The 7,583-nt window shown below is 68.0% G+C and carries 7 protein-coding genes; 5 read left to right on the forward strand and 2 right to left on the reverse strand.

All coding sequences use genetic code 11. The features are described 5' to 3' along the window. Positions 1–140: 140 nt before the first annotated feature. On the forward strand, positions 141–1,217 hold the full coding sequence (locus ACFQ4H_RS10005; RefSeq protein ID WP_377569470.1) for a hypothetical protein: 1,077 nt from the start codon (positions 141–143) through the stop codon (positions 1,215–1,217). Here ACFQ4H_RS10005 and ACFQ4H_RS10010 read toward each other — a convergent pair. Next, positions 1,190–2,137: a hypothetical protein gene (locus ACFQ4H_RS10010; protein ID WP_377569471.1), complete on the reverse strand. Its 948-nt coding sequence runs from the start codon at positions 2,135–2,137 to the stop codon at positions 1,190–1,192. The genes ACFQ4H_RS10005 and ACFQ4H_RS10010 overlap by 28 nt on opposite strands. A gap of 923 nt (positions 2,138–3,060) precedes the next feature. Between ACFQ4H_RS10010 and ACFQ4H_RS10015 the strand changes: the two genes are divergently transcribed. Further along, on the forward strand, positions 3,061–3,948 hold the full coding sequence (locus ACFQ4H_RS10015) for a hypothetical protein (protein ID WP_377569472.1): 888 nt from the start codon (positions 3,061–3,063) through the stop codon (positions 3,946–3,948). 458 nt (positions 3,949–4,406) lie between these two features. Here the strand turns inward: ACFQ4H_RS10015 and ACFQ4H_RS10020 are convergent, their stop codons facing one another. Beyond that, the gene (locus ACFQ4H_RS10020) at positions 4,407–4,889 is read right to left on the reverse strand and encodes a hypothetical protein (protein ID WP_377569473.1); all 483 of its coding nucleotides are present in this window, start codon (positions 4,887–4,889) and stop codon (positions 4,407–4,409) included. A gap of 474 nt (positions 4,890–5,363) precedes the next feature. Here ACFQ4H_RS10020 and ACFQ4H_RS10025 point away from each other — a divergent pair, with 474 nt between their 5' ends. The 3 genes from ACFQ4H_RS10025 to ACFQ4H_RS10035 all read left to right on the forward strand — a co-directional run. Beyond that, on the forward strand, positions 5,364–5,744 hold the full coding sequence (locus tag ACFQ4H_RS10025) for a pilin (RefSeq protein ID WP_377569474.1): 381 nt from the start codon (positions 5,364–5,366) through the stop codon (positions 5,742–5,744). Positions 5,745–5,749: 5 nt separating this feature from the next. Next, a complete protein-coding gene (locus tag ACFQ4H_RS10030) occupies positions 5,750–6,679 on the forward strand; it encodes a hypothetical protein (protein WP_377569475.1) in 930 nt (309 codons plus the stop codon). Next, the coding region (locus tag ACFQ4H_RS10035) for a PrgI family protein (RefSeq protein ID WP_377569476.1) at positions 6,676–7,583 on the forward strand (908 nt) is incomplete at its 3' end. The genes ACFQ4H_RS10030 and ACFQ4H_RS10035, both read left to right, overlap by 4 nt.

Below are 7,583 nucleotides of genomic sequence, written 5' to 3' on the forward strand. Positions count from 1 at the left end.
CCCCGCTGTTCGACCCTGGGCCACGTGACTACCGCCGCCGGGTCGACCTGCGCAGCCACCCCACGCTCGACAACCCGTGGCTCGCCTGGGCGCTGTACCTCGCCGACACGTTCGCCGAGGCCCGCGGCTTCGACACCGTCGTGTTCGGCGCGCTGAACCGTGCACTGGTCATGCTGCTGGCCGAGCACACTGCTGGCGAGACCATCCGGTTCACCGACATCCACCGGGCGCTGCGCAGAAGCGGCAACAGCGCCGACCACGCCGCTCACGTGCTCGAGCAGATGTGCATCCTGCACGACAACCGGACCCGTGCGATCGACACCTGGATCACCCGCCAGCTCGACCAGATTCCACCGGCCACCGCCCGACACGTCGCTCAGTGGGCACAGCAACTGCTCGACGGCGGCCCGCGAACGAAACCCCGCCATCACAAGACCGTCCGTCGATACATCGCAGCGGTGCGCCCGGTCCTGCTCGACTGGTCCACCCGCCACGAGCACCTGCGAGAGATCACCCGCGACACTGTCCTGACCCAGCTCAGGCGCGTGCACGCCCGGGACCGCCACGACCTGCTGCAGGCGCTGCGGTCGCTGTTCCGATGGGCCAAGGCCAACGGCGTGGTGTTCCGCGATCCGACCAGCCGCATCCGCCTCGGCCCCGTCGAGGAACCCGTCCCGCAGCCACTGACTTCGAACCAGATCGCGGCGACCATCCGAGTCGCGACCGCACCACACGTGCGGCTCGCCGTCGCCCTGGCGGCGGTCCACGCCGCCCGACACGGCGACATCATGGCCATGCAGCTGACTGACGTGGACCTCGACCGCTGGCGGTTGACCATAGGTGGGCACGACAGGCCGCTGGACGACCTGACCCACACCGCGCTGATCGGTTGGCTGGACTACCGCCGCCGACGCTGGCCGAACACCGCGAACCCACACCTGCTGATCAGCAAGGAAAGCGCGCTGCGACTCGGCCCGGTCAGCCACGCCTGGCTCAGTCTCATCCTGCGCGGACTGCCGGCGACCCTGGAACGGCTGCGCGTCGACCGCCGTCTCGACGAAGCGATCGCCAGCGGTGCCGACCCCCTGCACCTCGCCGAGGTCTTCGGCATCAGCGAAAACACCGCCATCCGCTACGCCAACGCTGCCCGGCAACTCCTGGACACCGGCGTGGAACTCCGTCCCGCGGTTCACCGCGAACCCCCGGACTCGCGATAGCGTGAACGCGACGACGAACCCTTGAGTTCCTCCTGAGAATCCGTCGATTTCGCTGAACCCGCGGCGGAACGCTTGTGGGTGAAGACGAGGAGGTCGGCGTGGACCTTGACGTGGAGCACGAACTCCTGCGCGCCGGTGGCCCGGGCCAGCGACAGGAGTTCCTCGTCGGTGGCGTGGTAGGTGAACCGGTCGCCGTCGGCGTCGGCGGCGACCGCGACGATGTGCTGCAGGTAGCCGAGTCCGGCACCTGCGGCGGCGTCGACGACGGGGGTGAAGTCCTCCGGCGTCGCGACTGCACCGGCCGGGACCCCGACGACGAGGACCAGGCACCCGCCGGGGCGCAGCAGGCGGGTGCAGGCGGCAAGCAGCCAGGCCAGGCGGACCCGGTTGGCCGCGTCGCTGCTCCCGTCGAGCGGCCAGGTGGCCACGACGAGGCTGGTCCGGCCCTGCAGGTCGTCGCCGTCGCGGAGCACGGCGACCGGGTCGTCACCGGGGAGCGGGTCGGAGTCGCTGAGGTCGTCGCCGAACCATGCCCGCATCTCGTCCGGACCGTCGGAGTACGAGCCGTCGGAGTCCGGGCCGTCGTCGGGCTCGTCGAGGTGCTGCGGTGTCTGCGGCCCGACGACCAGCGCCGACGCGCCGGTGAACCAGGCCGGGTGGTGCCGGCGACCGCCCCGCAGGCAGGCGATTCCCAGGACGTGCTCGTCGGTGAGGTCGACGACCGCCTCGCCGGGCCGGCTGTATGCGGCGATGAGCCGGTACGCCAGCCGGTTGGAGATGGTCGTGCTCTGGTCGTCGCCGCCGCGGGCGGTGCGCCAGACGGTGATCGGTACCGGCGGGTTGCCGGCGACCAGATCCATCGAAGGGATGTGGGGGGTGCCGCCCTGGTGGGCGGGCTGCGGCGTGGAGTGCTCGCTCATGTGGTGTCGGCTCCGCGCCGCGCCGTGATGCGCTGACGTCTACCAATCGGCGTTTGTCAGCCGTGGCGAACACTTGGCGATCTGACAGCGACCTCATCCCGTCTGACAGTCCACTTTTGGCCTGATTTGTTCGACTCCCCCTGAGCGCGACCGAATACCGCACGCGCATTGACGGACATCATCCGCATCTGTCAGCGCTTCCGTTGTCAGATCGGGCGGGGCCGCGCTGCTGGCAGCAGCAAATCCGGATCGCTTGTCAGACACTCTCCGTATCTGTCATGACGCCGACGGGCGAGCCGCCGCCCTGAAAGCGGCCACCCTCCGCCAACCAGTCTCCGCTCTTACGACATCGGCGGGTCGCCACCCGAACACCTTGAGGGCGACATCGACGGCAGCCGTCGACATGGGCACGCACACAAGGACCATGACATCGCCGAAGGTCGTTGACATTGACATGTCCGGCGAGCGCGTGTCATCGGCGTGCGCCGTTGAGATCACGGGCAGCGACAGGTCGGTGGCGTTGACGTTCGCCGTTGACATCAGCGGCGTGGACGCCACGGGCGGGCAGGCGCGGAGTCTGCATTGAGGCTTGTCAGAGGCGTCAGGTCTGACAGTTGCGGACGGCGGAATCGGCTCGCGAGCGCCCGCTTGAAGTGACAGCGGTCGATGCTCCCGCGCGGAGTCCGTTGCCCGTAGCCGAACTGACAGCGCAGCTCAGGGCGACCTGTCAGAAGTTGACGGGGTGTCCGCCCGGCGCGACTCGGCGAGCTGTCAGATCACGGTGAGCGCGGGTGTGAGGAGTCGTCGCCGTGCTTGTCATGCCCGTGTCAGATGCCGGTGGCGTACTGCCCGTACGGGAATTCGCCGTTGTCCGTCGGCGATGTCTCCCACTCTGATGTCCCTCTGCCTTTTGGAGTTCTGATATGTCCGTGTCCGACACCCCGGACTGGCCAACCTCTCATCTGCTCGCCGCGGATGTGGCGTTCGTGGCGCTGGCATCCGAGCCGGCACCGTTGGCACTCGACTGTGACAGCCTGGCTCGTGACATCGGCAAGGATCCGGACCTGCCGTCCGGCGTTGTTCCGCTGCCGGTGCTGCGGGACTGGCTGCTCAAGCGTCCGGGCGACTACGGTAGCCGTGACGCTGTGTGGCGGGAGCTGGTTCTGCGTGCCCGGTTGCGGGGTGCGGAGTGGACGATCGCCGCGGTCGGGATGGCGATGCCCGCGCTCGTGCGTATCGCCGGGCAGTTGTCCGCCGGCTATCGGGGCGACCCGGCTGACATCGACAGCGAGGTGCTGACCGGTTTTCTGGAGGCGCTGCGCGATCACCTCGACCTGACGCGGCCGGCGTTGTACGCGTCGCTGACGATGGCCGCGTGGCGGGCTGGTCGGCGGCTACGGCTGGCCGACGACGGGACCGTGCCGGTCGAGGACATCGAGTACGTGGCGGCTGGGTCCCGGACGCCGAAGATGCCGTACGGACACCCGGACCTGCTGGTCCGGCGCGCCGGCACGCTGCGGATCATCGACGAGGCGGACGTGCAGCCGTGGATCGAGGTCCGGCTGGGCCGGCGGGCTCCAGAGCCGATCGCCGCCCGGCTCGGTATCACCGTGGACGCGCTGCGAATGCGGCTGGCACGCGCCGACGAACGGCTCGCACAGGCCATCGCCGAGGGCTGCCTCACCGAGGTCGCCTCAACAAGCGCGGTCGCGGCGACGATGGCGCAGGCGAAACGTCGGACCAGCATCCGCGCCGGCCGGGCCAGTACTCGCGGCCCGGCCGGTACTCGCGGGGTTGCGGTAGCCGCTTGACCGAAGACTCATGCTCCACCTGACGATTGTGGGCCCGGCGCCGACGCGCCAGGCCCACAGCCGTTCTGGTCGTTCAGGGCGGACTTCGCAAGCCGGACGAGGCCCCAGACTGCCCCAGCCGATGGCCTGCCTGCGTGTCCTTTCTCAGCGAACCTGCTCCGGGGCTGAGGCTCTGAGCTGGGCGGATCAGATTGATTGAGAATCAGGCCGGTCGGTCGTTCTCAGTTGATCTGCTCTGCTGGTGCGTCTGTGTCGAGGATTCTCAGTCTTTCTGCGCCGCGAAACGGTTTTGGTCGCGGCTCTTTCGCGGATGTAGTCGCGGACGGAGCCGCGGACGGAGCCGTAGGACCATTCGGCGCCGTGTTCGCCGATGAGACATTCCGAGATTTGCCACCGGTCTTACGCTGAGCTGCTGCGGGTCAGGCGGCGTTAGACGAGCGGAGTCGCCCGCGCCAGATTCAGCGAGATGTTGATGTCGGGCTGGCACTCCCTTGGCTCTCTCGCCAGTTGACGCGGTAGTCGACCCCCTCGATGTGGTAGCGAGTCGAGCCGCTAAGCCACTGCCATTCGGCCGTCAAACGGCGCGCGCCGTCCGGAATCATCCGGCACGGCGCGAGTAGCTCTGTCAGCTCGTCGTACCGGCTATCCACCCCTCCATGCCCAGGGTGGCTTTCGACTTCTGTCGTACCCGCCTCATAGCGAGCATTCCAGTCAACGAAGATCGCCCATTGCTCACGTTCCCAAGCCACGGCCACGTCGCTAGCTGGCCAGACGTAGTAGTCGTCGTCAGGCTCACTATCACCGACCGCGTAGTGGACCGTATGGAAGTAGTGGACCACCCCGTCAACGTCTGCCAAACCGGCCTGCGGCCCGTCGTACCAGTCCAGCTCTACATGGACGGGCTCAAATCTGGGCTTCTTCAGCTGGGCCTCCTCAGTCATCGGGGATAGGCTACCCGGACTGTCCTCCAGCGGCCTGCCGGGCAACTTGATTGAGAAACCCTGCCAGTTGGAGCAGGAAAATTGAGAACGGGGTAGAACAACGAAAAAACACTGCGGTGTCAGATGCCGAACCGTCGTGTCAGACCGCTGTCAGATCGGCAAGTGTTCGCCACGTCTGACAAACGCCGATTGGTAGGTGCGGGACAAGACGAGAGCAGCAAGACGTGCTGGTCCGGGTCCCGTCCGCCGTCGAGCAGCGGGGTGACGTCTGCCGTGTCGCCCCGGGTGCCGCGCCATCGCATGCGCTGACACCTCATCGATTACCGCAACCACCCAGAAAAGGGAGGACGAGCTCCTCCCGGGGTGGCGCGGCATGCCGACCTCGCGCTCGGCGGCGGTTCCTCGACCGTCTCTGGCAATCGCCCCGCCCGGCACCCCTGCGGTGACCGGCGGCGGGGCGGGAGGTGACCACCCATGCTCCGCATCCGTACCACCGAGCCTGTCCAACTTTCCCCGGTCCGCCGCGCCGCACGGGTGTGCGCGGCGGTGGGCGCCGGCGTGTTCGTCCTCGCCCTTCCGAGTGCCGCCCAGGCCGATCCGGGCGAGGCCGCCTACCTGGCGGCGAACAGCCTGCCGGTCGTCATCGCCAACCTGCAGAACCAGATCATGCTGTTGCTGGCCGGGATCGCCACCCTGTTCCTGGTTCTCGCGGGGGTCTACTGGGCCACCGCAGGCGGCGACCCTGGTCAGGTCGACAAGGCCAAGGGTGCCCTGCGCAACGCGTTGATCGGCTACAGCCTGGCTGTCCTCGCTCCGATCCTGCTGCAACTCGTGCAGGGCATCGTCGGGAGCTGAACATCATGAACTGGTTTCCGATACGTGTGCTACTCGACCAAATCATCCAGTGGCTGATCGGGGTAGTGCTGGATTGCCTCAACGCAGTTTTCAAACTGATAACTCATGTCCTTCTGGCGACCCCAAAGGTCACCGCGCTTCCACAGGTGCAGGCCCTGACCGGTCGGTCAATCTGGATTGTGGACACCGTGTTCGTCCTGGTGTTCGTTGCCGCCGGAACCATGGTCATGGTCTCCGGCGGCAACGAGCGTTCCCAATACACCGTCAAGGAACTCGCACCCCGGCTAGTTGTCAGCTTTGTCGCCGCACACTTCTCCCAGTTGCTCTGCGGCGAGCTCATCGACCTGGCCAACGCCGTCACCGGCGCGATCAGCGAGGGCAACTACGACGGGGACAGCGCCTTCGCCGTGATACAGACCCACATCAGGACCGGGCGCGATCCCACCGCCCCGGTGTTGTACCTCGTTCTCGTGGTGATCATCACCGTCCTGATCGCCGTGACGACGTTCCAGCTAATCGGCCGGTTTGTCGCCTTGCTCGTCATGACGACCGTCGCGCCCCTGGCCCTGGCCTGTCACGCCATACCAGCCTTGGAGGGCATCGCCCAGACCTGGTGGCGCGCCTACGGCGGGTGCCTGGTGATTCCGTCGGCGCAGGCGTTCACCCTGACCGCCGGTCAGTGGATGCTGCTCGACTCGTCACACATGCTGCCCGTCCTGGGCCTGCCGCTCGAGCCGGGGGGCGTAGCCAACCTGGTCATCGTGATCGTTCTGCTCTGGACGACCGTCAAGATCCCCGGGCTTGTCGGCCGTTGGGTCGGCCAGGGTGGACGCGGTGGCACGAACGTTCTCGGCTCGGTCGTACGCGTCGTCGTCGTCCAGCAGCTCGCCCGAGTGGTTCCCGGCCTTCAGACCATCCGAAAGGTCCTGAAATGATCAAGGACGATGCTGATGCTGTCGTCGACCGGGCACGGATGCCGGCTGACGTTGACGCACCGGACAAGGTCGCCTACGGGCTGACCTGGCGCCAGCTCGCCATCCTCGCCGTCGCCGGAATGCTGTTCTACGGTGCCTGGAACGGCCTACGCGACGTGGTCCCGCCGCAGGCCATCATCTTCGTCGGCGTGGTGCTCGGCGGTGTCGTGTTCGGGCTGGTGGTCGGGCGTCGTGACGGGCTGCCGATGGACGTCTGGCTGCTGCACGCGGTCCGCCACTGCCGCAGCCCGAAGGCGCTGTCCTCCGTAGGGGAATCCACGGGCCAGGTGCCCGAGTGGGTTCAGCAACCGAAGGGACGCGTTCCGCTGCCGGCTCCGCTGAGGCTGCCCGCCGACGCCATCGACGACAACGGCGAGATCGCCGTCGGCGGCGACCGGGCGGCGATCGTCGCGGCCACGAACATCAACCTGACGCTGCGTACCGCCAGCGAGCAGACAGCCCTGATCGACGGGTTCGGCCGCTGGCTCAACTCGCTGTCGGCGCCGACCCAGGTCGTCGTGTCCGCCCAGCCGGTCGATCTCGCCTCCCACGCCCGCGTCGTCGCCGACGCCGCCCGAGCCCAGCCGCATCCCGCGCTGGAGGCGGCGTGCGCCGACCACGCCGCGTTCCTGGCCGGCCTGGCGGCCCGCCGGGATCCGCTGCGCCGGCAGGTCCTCGTCGTCACCCGCACAGCCCCGGGTGAACAAGGCAACCACGTGGCGCGGCGGCGAGCCGACGACAGCGTCCGCGCGTTGTCCGGCCTCGGCGTGACCGCCCGTGCCCTCGACGGGACGACGGCCACCAGAACCGGCAGGGTGACCAGGAAGATCAGCGGGGCGTCACCGGTGTGTGCGACCGCCTCCGG

It is taken from the genome of Micromonospora sonneratiae, assembly GCF_042679305.1.
In the GTDB taxonomy this organism is placed as follows: Bacteria; Actinomycetota; Actinomycetes; order Mycobacteriales; family Micromonosporaceae; genus Micromonospora_H; species Micromonospora_H sonneratiae.

Excerpts from the sequence above, each read along its gene's own strand:
- ACFQ4H_RS10010 (WP_377569471.1), bottom strand. The coding sequence starts at position 2,137 with ATGAGCGAGCACTCCACGCCGCAGCCCGCCCACCAGGGCGGCACCCCC.
- ACFQ4H_RS10015 (WP_377569472.1), top strand. The coding sequence starts at position 3,061 with ATGTCCGTGTCCGACACCCCGGACTGGCCAACCTCTCATCTGCTCGCC.
- ACFQ4H_RS10020 (WP_377569473.1), bottom strand. The coding sequence starts at position 4,889 with ATGACTGAGGAGGCCCAGCTGAAGAAGCCCAGATTTGAGCCCGTCCAT.
- ACFQ4H_RS10025 (WP_377569474.1), top strand. The coding sequence starts at position 5,364 with ATGCTCCGCATCCGTACCACCGAGCCTGTCCAACTTTCCCCGGTCCGC.
- ACFQ4H_RS10030 (WP_377569475.1), top strand. The coding sequence starts at position 5,750 with ATGAACTGGTTTCCGATACGTGTGCTACTCGACCAAATCATCCAGTGG.